This is a genomic window from Alicyclobacillus hesperidum subsp. aegles, assembly GCF_027923525.1.
GTDB classification, from domain to species: Bacteria; Bacillota; Bacilli; order Alicyclobacillales; family Alicyclobacillaceae; genus Alicyclobacillus; species Alicyclobacillus aegles.
Window position 1 is genome coordinate 66,302 of sequence record NZ_BSBJ01000011.1, and the last position, 23,775, is coordinate 90,076.

Annotated in this window: 20 protein-coding genes; 7 read left to right on the forward strand and 13 right to left on the reverse strand. The window is 55.1% G+C overall.

Features of this window, described 5'->3' with window-relative positions; translation table 11 throughout:
* Positions 1-6 precede the first annotated feature (6 nt).
* A complete protein-coding gene (locus tag QMF38_RS08585) occupies positions 7-330 on the forward strand; it encodes a hypothetical protein (RefSeq protein WP_058095532.1) in 324 nt (107 codons plus the stop codon).
* A gap of 5 nt (positions 331-335) precedes the next feature.
* On the opposite strand, the gene QMF38_RS08590 is transcribed toward QMF38_RS08585, so the two are convergent.
* Positions 336-917 (reverse strand): DNA-3-methyladenine glycosylase I, encoded by a 582-nt coding sequence (locus QMF38_RS08590; RefSeq protein ID WP_058095533.1) that lies wholly within the window; start codon positions 915-917, stop codon positions 336-338.
* Positions 918-1,021: 104 nt separating this feature from the next.
* On the opposite strand from QMF38_RS08590, the gene QMF38_RS08595 reads away from it, so the two are divergent.
* Entirely contained in the window at positions 1,022-2,869 is a 1,848-nt protein-coding gene (locus QMF38_RS08595) for a M3 family oligoendopeptidase (RefSeq protein ID WP_083496233.1), read from the forward strand.
* On the opposite strand, the gene QMF38_RS08600 is transcribed toward QMF38_RS08595, so the two are convergent.
* Genes QMF38_RS08600 through QMF38_RS08610 form a run of 3 tightly spaced genes read right to left on the reverse strand, consistent with a single transcriptional unit; the run spans position 2,866 to position 5,688 of the window.
* The gene (locus QMF38_RS08600; RefSeq protein ID WP_058095535.1) at positions 2,866-3,429 is read right to left on the reverse strand and encodes a hypothetical protein; all 564 of its coding nucleotides are present in this window, start codon (positions 3,427-3,429) and stop codon (positions 2,866-2,868) included. The two genes, QMF38_RS08595 and QMF38_RS08600, sit on opposite strands and share 4 nt — an antisense overlap.
* A gap of 28 nt (positions 3,430-3,457) precedes the next feature.
* Entirely contained in the window at positions 3,458-5,074 is a 1,617-nt protein-coding gene (locus QMF38_RS08605) for a long-chain-fatty-acid--CoA ligase (protein ID WP_083496234.1), read from the reverse strand.
* Between the two features lie 53 nt (positions 5,075-5,127).
* A complete protein-coding gene (locus tag QMF38_RS08610) occupies positions 5,128-5,688 on the reverse strand; it encodes an NUDIX domain-containing protein (protein WP_281759192.1) in 561 nt (186 codons plus the stop codon).
* 204 nt (positions 5,689-5,892) lie between these two features.
* Between QMF38_RS08610 and QMF38_RS08615 the strand changes: the two genes are divergently transcribed.
* Both QMF38_RS08615 and QMF38_RS08620 read left to right on the forward strand, forming a co-directional pair.
* A complete protein-coding gene (locus QMF38_RS08615; protein WP_058095538.1) occupies positions 5,893-6,897 on the forward strand; it encodes a ketoacyl-ACP synthase III in 1,005 nt (334 codons plus the stop codon).
* A gap of 107 nt (positions 6,898-7,004) precedes the next feature.
* The gene (locus QMF38_RS08620) at positions 7,005-7,757 is read left to right on the forward strand and encodes an SDR family NAD(P)-dependent oxidoreductase (protein ID WP_058095539.1); all 753 of its coding nucleotides are present in this window, start codon (positions 7,005-7,007) and stop codon (positions 7,755-7,757) included.
* 103 nt (positions 7,758-7,860) lie between these two features.
* Here the strand turns inward: QMF38_RS08620 and QMF38_RS08625 are convergent, their stop codons facing one another.
* The 6 genes from QMF38_RS08625 to cimA all read right to left on the reverse strand — a co-directional run bounded on the left by QMF38_RS08625 (position 7,861) and on the right by cimA (position 15,728).
* Positions 7,861-8,664 (reverse strand): Cof-type HAD-IIB family hydrolase, encoded by an 804-nt coding sequence (locus QMF38_RS08625; protein ID WP_058095540.1) that lies wholly within the window; start codon positions 8,662-8,664, stop codon positions 7,861-7,863.
* Positions 8,665-8,774: 110 nt separating this feature from the next.
* Positions 8,775-9,773, reverse strand: a complete 999-nt coding sequence (locus QMF38_RS08630) for an FTR1 family iron permease (protein ID WP_232302369.1) — start codon at positions 9,771-9,773, stop codon at positions 8,775-8,777.
* Between the two features lie 129 nt (positions 9,774-9,902).
* The gene (aspD, locus tag QMF38_RS08635) at positions 9,903-11,603 is read right to left on the reverse strand and encodes an aspartate 4-decarboxylase (protein ID WP_309298698.1); all 1,701 of its coding nucleotides are present in this window, start codon (positions 11,601-11,603) and stop codon (positions 9,903-9,905) included.
* Positions 11,604-11,849: 246 nt separating this feature from the next.
* Positions 11,850-13,100, reverse strand: a complete 1,251-nt coding sequence (locus tag QMF38_RS08640; RefSeq protein WP_083496235.1) for an MFS transporter — start codon at positions 13,098-13,100, stop codon at positions 11,850-11,852.
* 11 nt (positions 13,101-13,111) lie between these two features.
* On the reverse strand, positions 13,112-14,077 hold the full coding sequence (locus QMF38_RS08645) for a zinc-binding dehydrogenase (protein ID WP_058095541.1): 966 nt from the start codon (positions 14,075-14,077) through the stop codon (positions 13,112-13,114).
* 55 nt (positions 14,078-14,132) lie between these two features.
* The gene (gene cimA, locus QMF38_RS08650) at positions 14,133-15,728 is read right to left on the reverse strand and encodes a citramalate synthase (protein ID WP_058095542.1); all 1,596 of its coding nucleotides are present in this window, start codon (positions 15,726-15,728) and stop codon (positions 14,133-14,135) included.
* Between the two features lie 214 nt (positions 15,729-15,942).
* On the opposite strand from cimA, the gene QMF38_RS08655 reads away from it, so the two are divergent.
* The 3 genes from QMF38_RS08655 (at position 15,943) to QMF38_RS08665 (ending at position 19,379) form a co-directional block, all read left to right on the forward strand.
* On the forward strand, positions 15,943-16,767 hold the full coding sequence (locus tag QMF38_RS08655; RefSeq protein WP_058095543.1) for an aldo/keto reductase: 825 nt from the start codon (positions 15,943-15,945) through the stop codon (positions 16,765-16,767).
* Between the two features lie 404 nt (positions 16,768-17,171).
* Positions 17,172-18,356 (forward strand): NAD(P)/FAD-dependent oxidoreductase, encoded by a 1,185-nt coding sequence (locus tag QMF38_RS08660; protein ID WP_058095693.1) that lies wholly within the window; start codon positions 17,172-17,174, stop codon positions 18,354-18,356.
* Between the two features lie 90 nt (positions 18,357-18,446).
* Positions 18,447-19,379 (forward strand): NAD(P)/FAD-dependent oxidoreductase, encoded by a 933-nt coding sequence (locus tag QMF38_RS08665; protein ID WP_058095692.1) that lies wholly within the window; start codon positions 18,447-18,449, stop codon positions 19,377-19,379.
* 36 nt (positions 19,380-19,415) lie between these two features.
* Here QMF38_RS08665 and QMF38_RS08670 read toward each other — a convergent pair whose 3' ends face one another.
* From QMF38_RS08670 to fdhF, 3 genes are read right to left on the reverse strand one after another with little or no spacing between them, the layout of a single operon-like run.
* Complete coding sequence (locus QMF38_RS08670; protein ID WP_058095691.1) at positions 19,416-20,153, reverse strand: pirin family protein; 738 nt, start codon at positions 20,151-20,153, stop codon at positions 19,416-19,418.
* A 30-nt stretch (positions 20,154-20,183) separates the two neighbouring features.
* Positions 20,184-20,705 carry a DUF1641 domain-containing protein gene (locus tag QMF38_RS08675; protein WP_058095690.1) on the reverse strand — a complete coding sequence of 174 codons (522 nt, stop codon included), beginning with the start codon at positions 20,703-20,705 and terminating at the stop codon, positions 20,184-20,186.
* Between the two features lie 20 nt (positions 20,706-20,725).
* On the reverse strand, positions 20,726-23,671 hold the full coding sequence (gene fdhF / locus QMF38_RS08680) for a formate dehydrogenase subunit alpha (RefSeq protein ID WP_281759193.1): 2,946 nt from the start codon (positions 23,669-23,671) through the stop codon (positions 20,726-20,728).
* Positions 23,672-23,775 lie beyond the last annotated feature (104 nt).

Below are 23,775 nucleotides of genomic sequence, written 5' to 3' on the forward strand. Positions count from 1 at the left end.
TGAGTCATGAACGAAAGCGATGAATCGCCACAACTACAGGGAGAAACCACGGCTGAACGAACGCTCGCTGCCATCGAGCTGATGGAGGAACGGGTCCGCGCCAATGCTCATGGATTCGACCGCGTCATCGTCAATCAGGCCTTGCCGCTGATTCACCCGCGCCTGGAACAACGAATCCTCTCTGTCCCGGATTCGGAGCTCATTGCCGAACTCCGTCATGTGCAAGCCTTGTTGCAGGCCATCTTGGGCGAGCCAGCGACGACAAAACGGAAGCGCCGCGGAAAACGAGTGGCAGAGAAAACGAGACGTCAAAACACACCCCGACGTTGAACCGATTAGCGAACAGCAGACGAGCCGGCTAGCGCTGCATAGCGAAAACACGAGACCACGTGATCCATTGTCACGCCCACAGCCTGCATGTACGAGTAAACGATTGTTGGCCCCACAAATTGAAATCCTGCTTGCTTCCATTCGCGGCTGATCCGCTCCGAAAGCGGCGTTTTCGCGGGTACTTCCGCGACGTCGCGAAACGCGTTGACAATTGGCCTGCCATCGACAAAGGACCACAGATAGTTTGCGAAGGAACCACAACGGGCCTGGATTTCGGCAAATTTTGCGGCGTTGTTGATGGCCGCCTCCACTTTCGCGCGATTGCGCACAATCTCGGAGCCCTCGGACAACAACGCAGCAATTTCTTCCTCACCAAACGCCGCCACCTGCACTGGATCAAACCCCGCAAACGCTCGACGGTACGCTTCCCGCTTTTTTAAGATTGTATACCAACTGAGCCCCGCCTGTGCGCTCTCCAAAACCAGAAATTCGAACAGTTTGCGGTCATTGTATACCGGGACGCCCCACTCTTCGTCGTGGTAGCGAACATAAAGCGGATCATGATGTACCCAGCCGCAGCGCTCCATGGCAAAGCCTCCAAACATCTTTCAGCAGTGTGCCACCTGCAGATTAGCCGAACTGGCGAACGTTGTAAAGAACGCATAGGCAAAGAAATACATGCAATGTAAAGATGATAGAGTTAAACGTTTACTATAATGGTCTTAAGGAGGCGATACGCTTGACTCATCGTTCGCAGCAGACATGGGATTTGGACGTCATTTTTGCAGGCGGCAGCAAATCCCAATCATTTCACGCGTTTCTCGACGATCTCGACACACGGATACGCCATTTTACGAGCGCATGTGACGACCTCGTCCAACGTGGAAACGCCGAGGCTAGGACACTTGCGCAACTGGTGCTCGATATGCAGGAAATCGCCGCGCGCACGCGCGAAAGTGGAGCTTTCATCTCCTGCCTCACGGCACAAGATGTTCGTGACGCAGACGCCAAATGGTTGCTTGGACGCCTGCAGAACATGCGCGCCACGTTCACAAGCGCCTTGACCAGCTTTAACGAACTTCTAACTTCTCTCAACGACTCGGCTTTCTCCGAACTTCTCGCGCAACCTCAAATCAGCGATTTGGCGTTTGCCTTACAGGAACGGGTTCGGCGCGCCAAGGAACAATTACCCGCGCCAGAAGAGAAACTCATTGCAAAGTTATCAGTGGACGGTTATAGCGCTTGGGGCGAGCTGTACGACACCATTGTCGGCCGGATGCATGCTGATATCGAAATCGATGGACAACACGAACAAGTCTCAATGGGACAGTTGGCTAACCGGATCGCTTCAGCGCAGGCGAGCGATCGGGAAAAACTGTTTGCCATCTGGGAAAAAGCATGGGCTGGCGAAGCCGATTTGTGTGCAGACGCGCTCAACCATCTTGCTGGATACAGGCTTGCCGTCTATGAAGCACGAGGATGGACGTCGGTTCTGCGAGAGCCCTTGGAAATAAACCGCATGTCGGAACACACTCTACATGCCATGTGGAGCGTGATCGAACAAAATAAGCGAGCGATGGTACGTTTCTTAGAGGCGAAGGCCAACCTTCTTGGGGTGAAAAAGTTGCGCTGGGAAGACGTCGACGCACCACTTTATGATGCCGCCTCGCACAAAGTGTCCTACGACGAAGCCCGCGCGTTCATCGTCCGTCATTTTGCGCGCTTTAGTGAAGATATGGCGAGGTTTGCGGATTCCTGTTTCGAGAATCGGTGGATCGAGTCGGAAGATAGACCCGGAAAGCGGCCTGGTGGATTTTGCACCAGCTTTCCTGTCAGCCAGCAAACGCGCATTTTCGTGACGTTCTCCGGCACGCCCGGCAATGTCGCGACGCTGGCGCACGAACTTGGACATGCCTATCACCAGCACGTGATGCGCGGTCTGCCGCAGTTGCTCAGCAATTATGCAATGAATGTCGCGGAAACAGCATCGACGTTCGCAGAGGCCATCGTCTCGGACGCGGCTATCCGGGAAGCCGAGAGCGACACAGAAAAGCTGGCACTGCTCGACGAAAAAATCGGCCGCGCGGTCGCGATGTTGATGAACATTCATGCGCGCTTCCTGTTTGAAACAAGGTTTTATGAAGAGCGCCGCAAAGGGTTTGTCAAGGCGGATCGCCTAAATGAATTGATGGTCGCAGCACAGCGCGAAGCCTACCAGGACGCTCTGGCGAGTTATCATCCGCACTTTTGGGCGTCGAAGCTTCACTTCTACATTACAGGAACGCCGTTTTATAACTTCCCATACACGTTCGGATTTCTGTTCAGCAGCGGCATATATGCGCAAGCTCTGCGCGAAGGCCCTGCCTTCGCAAAGAAATATGTCGCACTACTGCGCGACACGGGACGCATGCGCGTGGAAGAGCTCGCCGCGAAACATCTGGGCGTCAACCTGGAGGAGCAAGGCTTCTGGCAATCTGCGGTCGATCTCGCCGCAGCCGATGTCGATGCGTTTATCGCGTTGGCAAACAAGCTCAGCTAACGGCTGACAAACGGCTGTCGTTTCGTCCACTCACGCCCTTGTGTGAGCCAATACCACTCCATCTCGCCGTCGCGGACGACGAGAACGCCCGATTGGCTGGGAAACGCGAGATGGGCCTTGGCAATCTGCTGCGCGGTCGCCAACGCGTTTCCCACCGTCGGTGCGACAAGAACGTACCAACCGGTTTTCATTTGATAAAATGCCATCGTCAACGTGTCCTTCGGATTCTCCGACGATGGTCCAGTAAACGACGTCACCGCCGTGGTGCACGCGTTGTCAAGGCACACCTGGCCTTGGGCTGGATTGGATATCTGCTTCAAAAGTTCGCCACGAAGCTGATAGGCAAGCTGTTGCACATTCGTGACACCTGCGGGCAGCGGTTTCGACGTGATACTTGGGCTCCCAGCCGGCGTCGAAGTCGCCGCGTTTGCTCCGTTATGTGACTGTATTCCATGTTGTTTTGCGTTTTCTGGCGAAACAGCATGCTCATTGGCACATCCCGTTAACATGGCGGCGCACAAGCCTGCCGCCATAAGCATCCGCCACCGGCTACTTGCCATTTGACGCCCTCCTTATCACGACGGTCCATCATGTTCGTAAAGCGCGACGCAATAACTTTCCAACCGCACTTTTCGGAAGTTCGTCGACAAAGGCGACTTGCGTTGGCACTTTGTACGCCGCCAGATATTGTCGACAATGTTCCTTCAGCTCATTTTCACTAAGTTGCGCACCTGGCTTCAACACGATACAGGCCTTGACCGTCTCACCGCGATATGCGTCTGGTACACCGACGACAATCGCTTCTCGAACTTTCGGATGTCGATACAGAACATCCTCGACTTCGCGTGGATATACGTTGTACCCACTGGCGATAATCATGTCCTTCTTGCGATCGACAATCGAGATATAACCTTCCTCGTCGGCGACGGCGAGATCCCCCGTAGAAAACCAGCCGTCTTTGAGCACGTCGGTAGTCTCCACGGGCATTCGCCAGTATCCCTGCATGACCTGCGGACCTCGTACGACCAGTTCGCCAAGTTGGCCTGCCGGCAACTCGCGTGCGTGATCGGCGAGATCGACAATGCGACACTCGGTCGAAGGAAACGGCACCCCTACCGTGCCGGGTTTGCGCTGCGCAAACGGGGGGTTGCAATGCGTGATGGGAGATGTTTCGGACAAACCGTACCCTTCTAGAACCGGACAGCCGGCAAGATGTTCAAACGAGATCAGGACGTCGGGCGCGAGCGGCCCGCCACCGCTGATACAAAGCCGCAAAGAAGCAAGCCTCGCGGGCTGCAGGTTGGGCAAATTGGCAATGGCAATAAACATTGTGGGCACGCCGGGATAGATATCGACCTGTTCACGTTCAATCACGTCAACCACGAGTTCAGCATCAAACCTGTGCATAAGCACGACGCGATTTCCCAGGCACAGTGGAACATTCATGCACAGGGTCATGCCAAAGGCGTGAAACAAGGGCAACGCGGCAAGAAAGACATCTTTGCCGGGCAGCAACGCACTTTGATAGAAATGCGCAGCTTGTACAACGTTGGCAACCAGATTGCGATGCGTCAACATCGCCGCCTTTGGCTGGCCAGTGGTGCCGCCCGTATACTGCAGGGCTGCTAGGTGTGTACTTGGGTCAAACGAAACAGGTGTCACGCCTAGAGCACGCCCGTTTCTTAAAAACTCGTCAAAGCTGTATACCCGCTCTGTTTCCCCCAGCCTTACAGACGTGATCGCGCGCTTTGGTGTTTCTGTATCGACTAGGATCAATGTATGGATCGCGCTCTCCCGGCGGCACGCTTCTAGCCTAGCTTTGGCCTTTACCATCCCCACGAGCACGATCACCCCGGAGTCCCGAAGCAGAGTATCCAATTCGCGATCCACAGACATCGGATTGATTTGCGCAACAACGGCCCCTGCCGTGAGCGTCCCGTAGTAGGCTGTCACATACTCCGGGCAGTTGGGCAACATCAATGCAACGCGATCGCCAACCCCGACGCCGATAGCCTGCAAGGCAGCCGCAAAAGCCTGTACATCGTCGCCAAGTTGGCCGTAGGTAACGCGGCGCTCACCAGCGACAAGGGCGATCCGCTCTCGATACCGCTCGATGGATTGCATAAGCATAGCTGGTAGAGATAGCGCCGGCACTTTGACGTCTGTCGCCATATTCAATGGATACACTTGATGTCCCAGTTGCATCATACACGCCCCTTCGCACTCATCAGTACAGATTAGGTCCAGATGGCAAGGGCCTAACCCTTCAAACTCCCTTTTTGCCGCAACCACTTTGCAGCCCGCAAGAGCCCGACCAAGGAGACCGAGTCTTGAATGCGACCGTCGAGACACATGGCCAAGGCGTCCGCGAACGGAACTTTCCGCATCTCTATCTGTTCTGTTCCTTCCAACATTCTTTCGCCGAAGGACAAGTTCTGTGCGAGGAACAGGTGGCTAACCTGTGTTGAAATCCCCCCGCTCAGTTGAAAGGTCCCCAAGCTCACCCAAGAGGTCGCCGTGACGCCTGTCTCCTCGAACAGTTCGCGAGAAGCAGCGGCCTGCGGCTCCTCGTCATCGCGAAACTGCCCGCTGGGTATTTGCGGCTGCACGACGCCAAACGGAAAGACGAACTCGTCAACCAAAATGACGTTAAACTCACCGTCAATCGCAACGGTGGCGGCATTGTATCCCGCGTCGATCACGCCATATATGCCAAGCTTCCCGTCCGGACGTACGACCTCGTGCTCAACGACGGAAAGCCAAGGATTCTTATACTTCACTTCAGATCTGAGAATTGTCCATTTGCCGCGCTTCTCCATAGCACAGCCTCCCTTGCAGTTCCAGCAGGAATTTAGCCTCTTGATCGCGTATCAAACGGCGACACAGCTTTGTTTACTCTTGGCGGTGGCGCACCTTGCTCACTCACTATGTGCACCGCGACAACCTGACGTGCCCTCTGGCTTCATAACGCCGTCAATCTGACATATAGCTATATTCGACAAACTTCGAGAGGACGTGACGGCATGCCCACTTCCTGCCAACGACCGTACCACGCCGCCATTACCGCTTTTGGTGCATATGTACCAAACCGCATTGTAAGCAACAAGGATCTCTCGGAGACAGTCGAGACAACAGACGAGTGGATCGTTCAACGCACAGGTATACGCGAACGGCACATCGCCGACCCTTCAGAATTTACAAGTGACCTTTGCTATCGTGCCGCTGAAAATATGATCCAACGCTTTTCTGTGTCGCTGGCGGATGTCGACATGATTGTGGTTGCCACCATTACGCCCGATCACCCCATGCCAAGTGTAGCCGCGCAGCTACAAGCGCGCCTTGGCATTGAGCGCGCAGGTGCCATCGACCTATCCGCCGCCTGTGCCGGTTTTGTCTACGGCATACAAGTTGCGACGGCCTTTGTCGCCAGTGGCATGGCACAAAAGGTATTGGTGGTGGGCGGTGAAACGCTGTCTAAGGTGACAGACTATACGGACCGGTCCACCTGTATCCTGTTTGGCGATGGTGCAGGCGCCTGTCTCGTCGAACCCGCGGCGCAACCGGGCGTACTGGCCGTCGGGAATCACACGGTCGGCCATGCCGCACACCTCCTGTATCGCGCCGGCCTGCGTCCGGATGTGCAAGGAACGCCGGTTGGGGGTAACGGGTGTATCGTGCAAAGCGGCCGTGAAGTCTTTAAGTTGGCAGTTCAAACATTGGAAGCGGAAGTCCCGCGGTTGTTAGCGGAGGCGGGTCTGACAGCCTCCGAACTCGATTGGTTTGTTCCGCACAGTGCCAACCTGCGCCTTATCGAATCGGTTTGCGAGCGAATGGGATGGCCCATGGAAAAGACGCTGTTCAGCGGTGAGTGGTATGGCAACACGTCGAGTGCAAGCATTCCTTTGGCAATCCAGATTGCGGTCGACGATGGGCGCATACAACCAGGGCAAACACTGCTCTTAGCTGGATTTGGCAGCGGCTTTGTCTATGCAGGCGCCATCATCCGCTGGTCTGCCATCTTAGCGTAGCTCACGCCCGGTAGGAAAGGAAGTCTAAGACGTCTTCCGAAAAGTATGATAGAATCCGTGTGCGGACCATGGTATCCGTGAAACCGATTCCAGGGAGCGTTGCAATCATGGTGAATGTACAAGGTCGTTGGGCATTGATCACGGGTGCCAGCAGAGGTGTCGGCTATCAAACGGCCATCTTTATGGCGAAACAAGGATGCAACTTGATTCTTCACAGTCGATCCCTTGCCCATACCGAACCATTACAAAAGGATATTCAAGCACTGGGTGTTGAGGCGTACTCGGTTGCGGCCGAACTCGAAAATCTCGACGAAGTGACACGGATGCTCGATGAAATCGAGACGCGCGGTACACCTGTCGACATCGTGTTCAACAATGCGGCTGTGCAAATCGCATATCGCACCGATTATTGGAAGACGCCTGTCGAGGATTTTGAAGCGAGCTTTCGCATCAACTTCATCGCGCCGGTCATGATCTGTAACAGACTGTTGCCGAAGATGATCAGTCGCGGATTTGGCCGCGTCATCAACACCACCAGCGGCATTCGCAACGAACCCGAGCAGTCGGCATATGCAGCAAGCAAAGCGGCCCTCGATAAGTTCACAAAGGACTTGGCATCGCGTCTCGAGGGAACGAATGTCATGATCAACCTCGCCGACCCCGGTTGGTGTCGCACGGATCTCGGCGGGCCAAATGCGCCCAATTCCGTCGAAAGCGTGATACCTGGCATCGCCGTCGGCGCTTTCGTCGATGACCAGAAAAGTGGTCGTTTCTTCCCTGCACAGGCGTTTACCGGCATGTCCCTCGAAGAAGCGGTGCGCAAGGCGGAATCGCTGACGGCAACGCCGTACACCATCTAACGACAATCGATGGCAAGACGCGACAAGGCAGCCCATCTCCCACAGCTTGCCGGGGAGTAGGTAGCCTTGTCGGCCCTCTGGCCCTTGCTTCCCATTTACCACCTTACCGAGAGACCGTGACAAGCGGATCAATAAGTCCAAAGCGAGCGAGTGCATCTGCGATCCCGCCGTCATCGACCCGCTTGGTTACATAATCCGCATGCTGTTGCACTGTTGGCTTTGCGTTGCCCATGGCGATGCCCAGCCCTGCGAACGACAGCATTTCGACGTCGTTTTCGCCGTCGCCAAACGCAATCGACGCATCCTGTGGAATCCCTAGCTCGCGTAGCATCGCCTCAATCCCGCCAGCTTTCGACACGTCTTTTGGAAATACATCCAGGTAATAGCGGTGTGGGCGAATAAAGCGGAAGTCGCTTGCAAAACGCTCAACAAACGGCTGTTCATCACCTTCCGCGCAGTACAAGTAAACTTGATAAATCTCATGATTTCGCCATCCGTCCGGATCGTAAAGAGGCAGTGTTGGAATGTCAAGGTAAGCGAACGCTTCCTTAATAAATGGATGATCCTCTTGATTGGCGTAACAAGCCTCACTGCCTGCAAAGACAAGTGGATGATGATATCTGTCCGCCATCTCCGCGAAGGCTTCTAGTAACTTCGGATCAATGGGCCGACGGTATACCGGCTTACCTTTAAACTGTGCGTATCCCCCATTGCAACAAACATAAGAGTCAATGCCAAACTGCTCTGCGATATGCAAGAATTGATCCGGTGCTCGCCCGGTCGCAATGGCGACGGCGACGTCGGTTTCTTGCAGCCTTTTGACAGCCTCCAATGTGTCGGCCGGAATTCGTTTATGTTCGTCAATCAATGTGCCATCGATATCGAAAAACACCATTTGATACGTCATGCCTCTTCCACTCCTATCCGTCTGTCTATGGTGCTATGTTCTCTCCTACAACACCATTGTAGCATGCCGGAAGAAGGCAGAGACGCGCCGCGTTTAACCACCAATGGGTGTTACACCGCCATGCCCTTTGCCGCCTCACGCCGGGGTTTCCAGACGCGCACATATTGAGCCCCAAAATATGAGCCGAGGACGACAACAGCCGCAATCAGCTGTGCGACAATGCTTTGCAGATTGTTGAACAACGAGAACCACAATCCTGTCCACGCTGGCAGATGCAAGTTGAGCGGAGTCGAAGGCATCCATCCAGCCTGTTGCATTTCTTGTACTTGCTCGCCGACCATGACCAGAAGCACCGCTCCTAGCATGACGCCTGTTAAAACAAGCATTCGTTTATATGGAAGTTTGCGGTGAGCGAAGAATGTCAACACGGCAACCATCATGGTCAGCACCAAGCCAATGGCCGCCCCAATGACGACGACGCCCGACCCAACCTGCATCCGCGTGTTTTGCAAAAACAGGACAACCTCGAAGCCCTCGCGGTAGACGGACGTAAAGCCCAAAATCACCAAACCACGGTAGGCAAGGCTCTTCGCGGTCTGCGCGGCTCCGGTGTCCGCAGATGTTTCAAGGTGATCAATGATCTCTTTCTTCTTGCGGTTATGCATGCTGATCCAACCGGTCCAATAAATCCGGTGAAAGAACCAGTTCATGACGATAAGCAAAACGACGATGGCAAGCAGACCTGTGCCCGCTTGAATAGAAAGCTCCGGTGCCGTCTGCCCAACCAAAGAGATGATGCCAACGACAACGAACCATGTGACAAGCGTTGCCGCAAAGGCGAGCCCAGCGCCGCCGGAAATAGGCTTCCAATACCCCTTTCCAGTGCGAACGAGGCTCGCCGTGATCGCAGACAAGACGAGAATCGTCTCGAGACCTTCGCGAAAGACGAGGATACCTGTATCGACAATCGCTGCACCGCGCCCAATATTCGGACTCGTAGGATCCGGATTACCACCCGCAGATAACCCTTGCCACACCAACACAGCGATGACCACCATTGCCAACAAGCCTATTATGATTTGCTTGACGCCAAAACGTCGCCCGATCACAAGGAAGTCCTCCTAACTGTAGAATACTCGGTTGACACCAGATACTTGACCTATGTAGTCAACTTTCTACAACGTATTCTACAGTTAGTATAGACTAACTTCAAGTGTTAGATCGATAAAACACAAGTTCTATTCCGCATCATGTTTGGACGCGGTATCTTGCGTCTCATTTCGCCAAGCGTCCACATACTCTTGCAATGCGGCCTTTAGGTGATGGCCGATCTCGGCATATGCCTCGTCGTCCAGGTTGGCGAGCGAGATGCGAATAGACCACTTCGGGCCGTGAAATCCCCCCCCATTCATGAGCACAATGCCGGATTGCTCGGCCAGCCGAAAGAGAATGTCGATAGGCTCGTAGCGGTCCAGCATATACTGGGTAAAGTCCTCGCCAAACGTGTTGACAGACCAGTGTTCGAGATCGATCTCGGTGTAGTAATCGGCGTCATGCGGCAAGTTCGGCAACGGTAGTCCGAGCCCATCGTACAAAAGTCCCATCCGGCGGTGACAAATCTCTTTCGTCAATTGCTTATAGCGCTCACCGCGCGCCGTCATGGTGAACGCGCACATAATGGCCATCTGAACCTGCTGTGGCGTCGATAAGCCAGCCGTGTGGTTGAGAGCAACCTGGCGACTGTCGGCCACCATGCGATCGATAAACGACAATGCCTCCGGGTTGCGCGAAACGGTGCCGTATCGCTTACAGAGTTTTTCCTGCTCAGATTTCGGCAATCGCCGCAGCCTGGCGTCAAACACGTTTTCGCGGTGAAGTGCGATGGCACCCAGGCGCCAGCCCGTGACACCAAAGAACTTGGAAAGTGAGTAGACAAGCATCGTGTTATAGGGAAGCTCCGCCATCAGTGACCGATACCCATCGACAAACGTGCCATATACGTCGTCGCTGATGATCATCAAATTCGGATTCTGTTCCCGTATCGTGCGCACTAGTTGCGCCACTGTGTCGCGGTCTAAAGCGACCGACGGTGGATTGCTCGGATTGACCAGAAATAATGCCTGCACGGACGGGTCAGCCAGTTTGGCGATCTCCTCGGGCGGATACTGCCAGGTGTGGCGCCCTTGGGCATCCCTCCCTGTCGCGCGAATCTCGACCACGTCAAATGCGTATCGATCCAACTCTGGAATCTCGACATAGGGTGGAAAAATGGGCACCATGATGGCGACCCTGCCTCCCCGCTCGATTAAGCCATTAGCCAATAAGGAGTCGAAAATGTAACACATCGCCGCGGTTGCACCCTCGACGGCAAACAGTCGTAAGTCGTCGGGATGGACGCCACCCGCGCAGATTTCCTTCGCCAAAAAATGCGCGACCACCCGCTCTGTACGCGTCAGCATGCGATCCGGCGTCGGATAGTTATCCCCGACAATGCCGTCGACCAGCTCGTGTAACCATTCATCGGGTGCAAAGCCGTACCTGTGCTCTCCCTCGTTCACCACTTCCGCCAATACGTCGATGCCTGGCAGATCTGGGTTCGCCGAGACGAATTCCTGAAACCGATCACGGATCCCCGGCCGACGAGGCATGCCAGCGAGATCGCCATCATCCCAAACGCGTCGGCATTCCTGCATCGCGAACTGCCCGAGTGCAAAGAACGCTTCGCGCGGCGCAGCCGCGACCCAGTTCGGGTTGCCTCGACCTGCGTCCAGCATTGCTTTTGCACTCTTTCGCTGATGGCCACGGGCAAGTTTGATCAATTCATGCCGAAACTCGAATGGGCTGATGGCCTCAAAGCTGCGCTCCATTTTGCGACGAGCCTCTAAATCGGAATCACGCTGCGGCCCTGTAGACCTGGTCTTCGCATCCACATCCTGCATAGCGTATCTACCTCCATTGGGCAATAGGATCGGTGCAAAAACTTGACATAAAAAACAGACTGCGGATGACCCATAGCCTGTGTCGGTGGATAATTTCTATGCGGATGAGCATCGTGCGGCGGTCGCAGTCACAGCAACTGTTCTGCCATGTAAAAAGCGACCAGACATCCCCGCAGGCTCTGCACACGTGGTGAAAGCCTACGAAAGTGCCTGATCGCTTGCTGACATGCCATACCGCTGATTGGGTTAGGCACCTTTTGCGCTTTGCTCGTCAGACCACTCCTGAACGCGCAACCGCACCCAGAGGAGATTGATAAGATAAAGCCCGATCACGGCAGCAAGCATTGTACGGATGCCAAACGCTGCAGATATCGCGCCACCGACAAGTGGGCCAGCAAAACTCCCGAGGAAGGTCGAGCTCGATGTGAAACCGTATATGCGCCCCCGCTGTTCACGCGGCGTTAGGCGCCCGACAAGCGCATTTGCCGTCGGCAAAATGCCGCCGACGAAGATGCCTAGGCCAAAGCGGCCGAGCATGAAGACCCAGATGTTTGGCGCCAAAGCCTGTGGCAAATAGCAGAGCGCCGCGCCAAACAGCGAGATCGACAAGACGCGCTTATAACCGATGCGGTCGCTGCGCTTGCCGAGAAACGGAGAAAAAATCAAGTCCGCCAGACCCGTGACGGCGAAACAAACGCCAGATAGCGTGCCTAAAATGCCGACGAGTTGCGCCGATTTGCCAGCCAACTCGCGAATATACAGCGGCAACACAGGCTGTACGCTCATCACCGAGAATTGCGCAACAAACAGAACAAAAAACATGACTTGTATCGACTTCATCTCGCCAAGAAGCTTAAATTGTCCGATGAGCGAAAGCCGCTTGCGCGAAGCATTGGCGTCCGTTTTCCCACTTGGCTCGCGCACAAGAAGCCAGGTCAAGATAAACGCTGTCGATGCAAACAGAGCAGTCAAAAAGAAGACGATGCGGTAATTGTGGTGAAACGTATCGACGAGGACGCCGCCGAGCAATGGCCCGAGCAGGCTTCCGACCATAGCAAACGTCGACAACCACCCTAAGGCATAGCCAAGCCGTTCCTCGGGAATGACACTGGCAACCAAGGCGTTCGCTGAGGCAGAAAAGCCGCTGAACGCCCCCTGCAACATACGGATAATCAGAAGTTCATAGACGTTGTGGGAAAACCCCATAAGGCAAGTCGCAATGGCGATGGCTAACGTCGTGCGCATAACCATCATCTTCTTGCCCCGCTTATCGGCGACGCCGCCCCAAATCGGTGACATAATGGCCGACATCAGGAAGTTGGCGCTTGCGACCACCCCCGCCCAGACCTCGACAGCATGCTCATTCTTGACACCCAGTTGGCCGATAAACAGGGCGAGAAACGGTCCCATACTGGAAAATGCCATCATCATAATAGCCTGGACAGCGGCCATCGTCCACAGTGTCCGCTGCCAGGATATAGGCTTTATTTGCTGCATGACATCAGCTCCTACGCCATCGACAACACGGCGCGAAAGCGAACGTCGGCATTCAGCATTTTATCCAGCGCTTCCTGAGCTCGTTCAAGAGGAAACGTCTCAATCATGGGTACGACATTCGTGAGTAGACTGAACTGGATAGTCGCCTCGGAATCCGCTGCCGGCCCAGCCGTCCAGCCGCGCATGGCGCGTTTGCCACCGAGCATTTCCGCAGCACTGATGTCGATGGGCTCTCCCGATCCGGCGACGATGATCAGTTCGCCACCTGGTGCCAGGCCCTCAAACAATTGCCGGATGGACGCTGCATTTGGCGCTGTCGCCAATGCGACCCGGGCGCCACCCAGTTCGCGCAACACTGCACCCGGATCGTCAGCCTTTGCATCGATGTAGACGTCTGCGCCAAGCGATTTTGCCAGTTCTTCCTTATCGCGCCCGCGCGATACGGCCGCAACGCGATAACCGGCCTTTCTGGCATATTGAACCGCCAAGTGACCCAGTCCACCGATGCCACCAATGGCGACCAAGTCACCCGGGCGCGCCATGCTGCTGCGAAGGGCAGTGAACACCGTATTGCCAGCGCACATCAAGGGGGCCGCTGCCTTCGCTTCCAGGCCATCCGGCACGCGCGCCAGACCATCGATGTAGGCCACCATATACTCTGCATAGCCGCCGTCCTGCGTCAGCCCCGTCACTTCGCCATGGCCGCCCATCCAGCCGACACCGACGCGCTCGCCTACGTGCCAACCGGCGACGCCATCCCCCAACTTGTCGATCACGCCGATGACTTCGTGACCCGGTATCCGCGGATACACCATGTGTGGGTGATGCCCCTCGATGGCGACCATCTCCCCGTGGCACACGCCGCATGCTTCCACGCGAATGCGCACCTGTTCCGGACCGGGTTCTGGAATTGGCAACTCGACAAGTTGCAATGGCCCGCCACGTTGGGCGATTTGAACAGCTCTCATTGTCGCCATACAAACATCTCCTCTCGGTTCGTCCACCTGATTGTGACGCCCCGAGCAGCCAAATTCAAGTTGAGCTCACCAGTTCGCGCTGCGGAACTACGATGGCCAAATAGTAGTTCATGCTGTCGACCAGCGCCTCCCAGCTCGCTTCGACGACATTCTCCGATACGCCAATCGTCCGCCATACGCGTTGTCCGTCGGTCGACTCAATCAACACCCGCACCTTTGCCGCTGTCGCGTCTTTTTCATCGAGTACGCGCACTTTGTAATCGGTCAAATGCATGTGTGCAATCTCCGGCCTATGTGCGGCAAGCGCTTTGCGTAGAACTGCGTCCAAGGCGTTGACCGGCCCGTTTCCTTCGCACACGGTGTGCACAATTTCTCCCCCGACGCCCAGTTTGACAATCGCCTGCGATGTGACATCTGCCTCACTTTGTACGTCTGTGTCGACGCGAACGGAAAACACCTCGAAAGGTTGTTGAAATTCACCAAGTGTGCGCCGGAACAATAGTTCCTGAGACGCTTCCGCACCTTCAAACTGATAACCGAGGTATTCAAGTTCCTTAATCTTCTCGAGGAGCGTCCGCAAATCGTCAGATCGCCCGGCCACCGATATGCCAAACGCCTCCGCCTGACTTTGCACGTTTGACAGGCCAGATAATTCTGAAATCAGGACGCGACGTTCATTGCCCACAAGCTCCGGTTGTATGTGCTCATAGGTCTCAGAATTGCGAGCGATGGCGCTGACATGTATGCCCCCCTTATGGGCAAACGCGCTGTGACCCACAAACGGCTGATAGCTGTGCGAGACCAGATTCGCCACCTCGCCGACAAAACGCGCCGTCGACGTCAATTGGCGCAGATGCTGGCGACTGGGCAAACACGAGTACCCAAGCTTCAGTTCGAGGTTCGGAATAATGGAGGCCAGATTCGCGTTGCCACAGCGTTCCCCAATGCCATTGATGGTTCCATGCACCATGCGAGCGCCGGCCTGGACGGCAGCAAGTGTATTGGCTACGGCGAGTTCTCCGTCGTTATGCGTATGAATGCCGACCTGCACGCGGACTTCGCTCACCACAGTGGCGACGATCTCGCGAATCTCATCGGGCAAACTGCCACCGTTGGTGTCACACAGCGCCACCCAATCGACACCGGCCTCTTCTGCTGCGTGCAACGTGGCCAGCGCATATGCGCGGTTGTGCTTAAAGCCGTCAAAAAAGTGCTCGGCATCGAATATGACCTCGCGCCCGTGCCGCTTTAGATAGCGTACCGTGTCGCGAATCATGTCTAGGTTCTGCCCAAGTTCAATGCGTAAAGCTTCCGTGACATGGAAATCCCAAGCCTTACCGACGATGGCGACGGCAGGTGTGTTGGCGCCGAGCAAAGTCTGCAATCCGGCATCGTCCTCAGCCTTGGTCGAGGGCCGCCTGGTTGAGCCGAAGGCCGTCAGTTTGGCGTGCTTTAAATGCAAACGATCATTGGCCGTCCGGAAGAAGTCCTGATCTTTCGGATTGGCACCAGGAAATCCCCCTTCGATGTAGGCGACGCCGAGATCGTCCAGTTTTTGCGCAATTTTAAGCTTATCTGCCACTGTCAAGCTGACGCCTTCTCCTTGGGTGCCATCGCGCAGTGTGGTATCCAGTAGATAGACGTATGCCATGCGCTCATCCCCCATATGTCGTCTAACAATTCGGAACTCAGTTCAACTATGAACGGAATTGCGCGAAATGTCCAGCCTAGACGTGAATGTCACCATGTCTGGTCCTCACTGGTGCCGTTGGACTTTACGCATAAGGCAAGTCAAAATTTGTGACCGCGGCGTGCTCTTGGTCTATAATCGTCTCTGGTGGATGCAGACAAAGGAGGATGCTTTCATGACCGCAAAACATCTCGCGGACACGGTAACGTTAAACAATGGTGTGGAGATGCCCTGGTTTGGCCTAGGCGTGTATAAAGCACAGGCCGGCACGGAAGTCGAAACCGCGATTCACTACGCATTGGAAGCCGGATACCGCCATATCGATACCGCAGCTTTATATGCAAATGAAGAAAGCGTTGGCAAGGCCATCCGCGAATCTGGGATCGATCGCGCCTCCATCTTCGTCACCACAAAGGTGTGGAATGACGACCAAGGTTACGACTCGACCCTGTGCGCGTTCGACGCAAGCCTGAAGCGCCTTGGTATGGAGTATGTCGATCTTTACTTGGTTCATTGGCCTATCTCCGGAAAGTACAAGGATACTTGGCGCGCTCTTGAGACGATTTACGAGCAAGGTCGGGCACGGGCGATTGGCGTCAGCAACTTCCAGATTCGTCACCTTGAAGACATTCTCGCCGACTGCAAAGTGAGGCCGACGGTCAATCAGGTCGAGTACCATCCTTTGCTGACACAGCAACCGCTACACGCTTTTTGCCGCGAACACCAGATTCAATTGGAAGCGTGGAGCCCCATTATGCGTGGCAATCTCGACCTCCCGGTACTGCAGGAACTTGCACGAAAATACGGCAAGACGCCGGCGCAAATCGTATTGCGGTGGGATCTGCAAGAGGAAGTCGTGACGATTCCGAAATCCGTTCATCGAGATCGCATCATCCAGAACGCGGATATCTTTGACTTTGAACTGAGCCCGGAAGACATGGAACAAATTCGCGGGTTGAATCAGAATCACCGCTTCGGTCCAGATCCCGATACCTATTGATTCCGATGTAGATGCTCGGCCCGGGAAACCGGGCTTTTTTCATCTCTCCTCCCTCTTTTCTGCCCCCTTGCTCTTCCACCACCCGGGACATTCGTCCACGCGCCGTTCGCGGCTCCTGCGTACGATGAACCATCGAACGACGAGGAGGTGCTGATATGTACGGCGTATTTGGAGGTTACACTCGCTGGGCTGTCGTGTTTCTCATCATCTTCGTGTTGTTCATTCTGCTCGTGCCCTATGGCGCTGGCGCCTATTGATTGACAGCGCAAACTCACCGAGGTCACACTCACACGAGTGTGACCCATTTGTATGATTCGTCATCGTCTTTCGATCCCGCTTCGCCACTTCTCTCTCCGCTTGGAATCATCTTTCGTATATGATGAGGGCAGAGAGGAGCGAGAGCCTTGCAGCCGAAAATCGTCATTTTGGGAGCGGGCTACGGCGGTCTCGCCGCGGCCATCCACTTAGAAAAACATCACATTCCGTTCACCCTCATCAACAAACATAGTTATCACTATTTCAAAACACTGCTGCACGAAGTAGCGGGCGGTCGCCACGACGCGCAAACGTACGCGATCGATCTGCGCGATGTCCTACACCGCGATACGAGCGTCGTTGTCAAAGACGTCGTACGAGAACTGGATCTACACAAAAACATGGTTTGGACAGAAGCTGGCTACTACGAGTACGACAAACTCGTCATCGCGTTAGGCAGTCAAACAGCCACATTCGGCATTCCCGGACTCACTCAGCACGCCTTTGTCTTGGACTCATTGGCGACCGCGAAGTCCATCCGCGAACTCATTGAAGCCTCGTTTCTGCGCTACGGACGCACGGGCGACCCGAACGATCTCAAAATTGTCGTCGCTGGCGGCGGGCTAACCGGCGTCGAGTTGATGGGTGAACTTGCTGACTTCGCGCCGAAACTGCTACGTCAACACCAACTCTCTGCCGACGATTTTCAACTGACCCTCGTTCACGCGCATGACGAAATTTTGCCGAACGTACATCATGATCTGCGGCAAGTTGCCATGCAAAAATTGCAGGAACGAGGCGTGCGACTCGTTCTGAATGAGCGCGTTATCGGAGCGAACGCCGATGAAGTTCTTTTGGCGAGCGGAAGGAGCCTTTACGCGCATACCTTCATTTGGACAGGCGGCGTCGAAGCCCCATCCCTATTACGCCAATCCGGGCTTCCCGTCGATGATCGCAATCGTATCGAAGTCGACAGCTACTTGCAGGTCCAAGGGCATCCGGACGTCTTTGCCATTGGTGACAGCGCCCGCTTCACGACACAGGATGGCGAGGTCCTGCCTCCCACCGGCCAAGTGGCCGAACAAATGGGCAAGCATGTGGCAGACAACATCATACGGTTCTGTCATAACGGAACGATGGACGAATTCGTGTATCACGATCACGGCATGGTCGCGTCCCTTGGGCCGACTTACGGCGTTGCTGAAGTAGGCCATCACCACGCGACAGGCACCGCGGCACTCGTGTTGAAAGACGGCTCGAAGATGAAGTATTTGATGCATCTGGGTGGCCCCATCGCACTCTTGAAGAAACACAAACAATGGATTGAAATTTAACGAAGCAGGTCTAACGAGGTCTTTGCTTGGGCACAGTATGCGCGCAAACCTATTGCGTCCGAGGGTGGGCGCATATGGAGGTGCCTCGCAGTGACATACGATTGTATCATTGTAGGCGGCGGCATTGCTGGCACACAAGCGGCCATACAACTGGGCCGTTACTGTCGGCAAGTCGCCGTGATCGACGGCGGCTATGGCCGAAGCACGCTCTGCCGGGCTTATCACAACGTGCTTGGCTGGCCTGCAGGCGTGAGTGGCGAAACACTTCGACAACTCGGCCGACAGCAGGCTGAAGGATATGGCGTCACATGGCTGGAAGATTGGGTCGAGACCATCGTGAATCAGGAGCACTTGTTCGAGGTACACACACGCACAGGACAGCTCGTTTTGGGACAGCGTCTACTGCTTGCCACAGGCGTCCTGGACAACTTGCCAGACATCACAGGCCTCGCCGCATGCCTTGGGATAACCGTGTACGTTTGCCCAGATTGCGACGGATACGAAGTGCGCGGTAAAAAGACAGTCGTTCTCGGCCAGGGCAAGGCAGGTGCGCAGATGGCCTTGGCCCTAACCTATTGGCAACCCAAGCTGATCTATATCGATCACGACTCGACTCCCCTGCCCGACGACTTGTCCGCATCCCTGCGACAACTCGGAGTTGAGCGACGACAAGCACATGTACAACAGATTCGCGAGAGTCGCGGGCAGCTCCGTGCTGTCGAACTCACAGACGGAACGATCCTGGAAGTCGAACGGGCCTTCGTCGCCTTTGGACACAACACCGTACACAGCGAATTGGCCGCCCAGCTGGGTGTATCGTTACACCATAACAGGCACATATTGGTTGACGCGCGAACAAAAGCGACTTCGGTTCCCTTCATATGGGCTGCAGGAGACGTCGTGGCACACTCAGAGCAGGTTTCCATTGCGATGGGTGAAGGTGCGCAGGCCGCCATCTGGATACACAAAAGCCTGTTGCCTAGATCGACATTTCCCGAGAAATGGCCGAACCCTTCGACATAAACGGCGTATTGCCACGAAATTCGCGCACACTGGAACTCATATGACTTTTATGACATGCCCGCCCAACATGGAAACGGGCTCCTTTAGGGGCTGACCCGTCACCCACAGGAAGACACATCCTTCATCACCAGCCTGGATCTTCCCAGACCGTGAATGTGTGCTGCCAACAGTGAGGCACTGTCCACTGCTGGCCATCCCTTGCGGTGTCGACACTTCCCCCTGCAACAAATAAGCTAGGCCCATGCCTTGACAGCCAGGCTCGGCAATGGCACGAGGTTTCATCTCCCAAATGGAAACTGAAGCTGCACAGACCAATTGAATGGGCGCCGAAGGACCAGCTACCTCCATGAGGCTCCCCCAATCCTTCTTGTGCGTCGCACACGCTTGTCGTCGATAGGTTTTTGCAAATCCTCTGTCACCCTGAGTATAAGCAGGTGTATTAAACCATATTTGGATAATTCGGCATTGTGATACGGGTAACTCCGCGTGAACAAAGCCGGTTCCTGCAAACAGGTAGTGTACATCGCCCGCAGACAGTATTTCGTCGCGCCCGGTTTCATCCGTATGTCGAACGCGTCCTTCTAGGGTCAGCGTGAGCTTTTCGAAACCGCTGTGTACATGCGAAGGAAAACCATACCCGTTCATCTGAATGTCGTCGACGAGCAAAAGCGGATCGAGCGGCGGCACACCACCATCACTGGCGGGTAACAGGCGCGAGAGCCGAAGCCCTTCATCGAGATCTACCCGCTCGCCGCAACCGATGTTGGTCCACACCGTTCGATCCACCGTCCCCGCGACAAATTCTTATTTCGACAATCGGGCTTCGCGTAGCGCTTCGCCCATACCCGCCAAGAATTCAAACAGGTATGCAATCGCTGTATTCACACTTGGGTCCTGGAACTTGGCTAGCAAATCGTATATCCCCAGCGGGCGTGCACCGCTCTCCATAACACTTACAGCAGTTCCGTCGTCCTTGCCAGCGGCCCGTTTGACGCCCGCAGTCAGTGCGGTCAAAAGCGTGGAAACGCTGTCCGGATCGAGTTTCCCTACCCATTGCAACAAAGTGATTGCGATTTGTAAAGTGGAAATGCCACTTGGCGTGTTCAAGGCCTCGACCCCACGGGCCAAAACCTGGTCACCTCGTTCCACCATCGCGGTGAGTAGCGGAAGCAATCCTTTGTCCTCAAGCGCGCCAAGCAGTCTTAAGCCGGCGATGACGCCTTCTTCATCGGAAGCCAGTTGCGCCATGACACGTTCGTGCGTGGACTGGCTTGAATTCATGGCGGCGGTCTGCGGCCGCTGAATGGATGTAATAGGCTCGCCCATCGCTCCCATCCTTTCTGCCGTTATGAACGGCGGTCTGTCACAAGTGGTGCGTAGTCTGCCCGGCCCCACTTTTGCTCCACATTGACGCCAGGCTGTGGGTTCGGCTTACCCAAGCGGAAGTTCCCTGTCTTTATCGGCGATTCTCCGTGCGCCTCGATGACTTCCATGCGCACCCGCATCTCCTTGTACGCCGGAGTGAACGTCGCCGTGTCGTGATCGCTTGACGTCAACAGGTTGACGGCCTCTTCGTCGCGTCGCGACAACAGTGGAAGATAGATTTTGTTCCCGGATACACGGTCTGTTACGACCACGCGCACCTTCACGCGTCCGTGGGGCGAAATGAGACGGACAAGTGCGCCATTGGCAATCTTGCGATCCGCCGCCAATGCAGGTGAGATTTCGACATATGTTTCAGGTACCTTCGCGTGGATGCCAGGTACGCGACTCGTCATATTTCCCTCATGGAAGTGCTCCAACAGGCGGCCATTGTTCAGCTCAAGATCATATTCGTCAGCAACTGTGATAGGTGGTGTCCAGGCGACCGGATACAAGCGCGCTTTTTTGTCCGCGAAGGCGAAACCGTCCACATATAAGAGGGGCGTATCTGTACCGTCCGCCGCGACTGGCCACTGTAAGCTACGATAACCTTCGAGTCGGCCATAGGTCGCACCCTTGAATAACTCCGTAAGACCACAAGCCTCCTCGAAGATCTCCTGTGGCGATGTGTATTGCCAATTCGCGCCGAATCGATTGGCGACCAGTTGTATGATTTCCCAATCCGGCTTTGCCTGGCCGAGTGGCTCCAGAACCCGATACAAGCGTTGGATTCTGCGTTCTGTATTGGTGAACGTGCCTTCCTTTTCTAAGCTCGGGCACGCCGGCAAAATGACATCCGCGAATTGAGCCGTTTTACTAAAAAACACGTCCTGTACGACAAAAAACTCAAGTTTTGTGAACGCCTGCTGCACATAGTTTGCGTTGGAATCGACCACCGCCATGTCTTCACCCACGAGGTACAGGGCCTTCAGCTTGCCTTCGTGAATGGCATCTACCATTTGGTGGTTGTTGAGACCCGGCGTGATCGGTAAGGGCGTTTTCCACGCCTGTTCATATTTCCGGCGAATCGCTTCATTGGCCACTGGCTCATACCCCGGGAAAAATGTAGGTGCACAGCCCATATCGCCCGCACCTTGTACGTTGTTGTGCCCCCGCAGCGGGTAGGCACCTGTGCCAGGCCGTGCGACATTTCCCGTCACCAAGAGCAGGTTGCAAATTGCAGTACTCGTGTCGGAACCGCCGACGTGTTGTGTGACGCCCATCGCCCAGCAGATTGACACCCGCTCCGCCGCCATAATCATCTCGGCGATGCGAATTAGTTCTGCCTCACGCACTCCGCAAACTTCACTTGCGTACGCAAGCGTAAACGCATCCAGTGAGCGCACGAACTCCGCAAAGCCATTTACGCGATCGCGCAGGAAAAGTTGATCGTGCTTGCCGCAGTCAATCATGTATTTCGTCACGGCGGACAGCCACACGAGATCGGTTCCCTGGCGCGGCTGTAAAAACAGATCGGCACGTTCCGCCATAATATTGCGGCGGACATCGGCGACAATCAGCTTCTGTCCTCGCTTCTTTTGCGCACGGCGCAGGCGCGTCGAGAGCACCGGGTGCGCCTCGGCCGGATTAGCGCCGACAATGATGACGAGATCGGCCAACTCGAGATCGCGGATCGATCCGGTGTCGCCGCCAAGTCCCATCGTCCGCCGCAGGGCTTCCGTGGCCGGAGATTGACAGTAGCGCGAACAGTTGTCGATGTTGTTGGTAAACATCACGGAACGAGCCAACTTTTGCATCAAGTAATTTTCCTCGTTGGTCGACTTGGATGACGCAATCCATCCGACCGCGTCATACCCATCGCGGGCTTGAATCGCCTTGATTCGCGTTTCAATAACATCCAGCGCCTCGTCCCAGGTCACACTGTAAAAGGCGTCGCCGCGACGAACCAACGGTTCGACAATGCGCTCCTCGCTATTGACAAAGTCCCATCCAAACTTGCCTTTCACGCACGTCGAGATTTGGTTTGCAGGCGCTTCCATCCGGGGCTCCACTTTGAGGATGTCACGGCCCTTCGTCCATACGTCAAACGAACAGCCCACGCCACAGTAGGTACAGACCGTCTTGGTTTTACGAATGCGCGCCTCCCGCAATTCCGCTTCGATTTCCGAGATCGCAAAAATCGATGAATAGCCAGGCTCGACCTGTTTCGTGATATCAATCATTTGGCTCAAGGTGCCTGTTTCAATCCCGGTCAGGTATCCAGCCTCGCCCAGCATCGATTTTTCCATCAAGGCATTGCATGGACAAACGGTTACACAGTGGCCACACGAAACACAGGACGATTCATTGATGGGCACATCATGATCCCAAATGACACGCGGCTGCTCACGTGACCAGTCGATGGAGAGCACTTCGCTGACCTGCAAGTTCTGGCAAGCCTCGACACAGCGCCCACATAAAATACATTGGTTCGGATCGTATCGATAAAATGGGTTGCTCATGTCGACTTCATAGGGCTTTGGCGTAAAAGGATAGGCTTGATGCTCAATGCCCATATTCATCACGGTGTTGTGCAGAGTGCAGTTCTTATTATTGTTATCACACACCGTGCAATACAGGTCGTGATTTTGCAAAATCCGATCCATCGCTTCTTTCCGTGCGTAGCGGGCAGCGACAGACTTTGTTTGAATCTGCATGCCCGATGCAACTTGCGTAGCACAAGCGCGCACCAATTGACCATCGACCTGCGCGATGCACGTATCGCACGTTTCGATAGGTCCAAGTGCAGGATGGTAACACACGTGCGGATGATCCACGCCGCTGTCGAGAATCGCGTCTAAAACGGACGCCCCGGATGGTACCCAGTGCTCCTGCCCGTCAATCACGACGTGAATGAGTCCTTCCTTCACGGCTATGACCTCCTTGCTTTTATCGCAAATGATGTAGTTGGCTTCGGAGAATGTGACAAGAAACCGCGCCAAAGTCGTTCTTGGCGCGGCATTCGACGCATGAA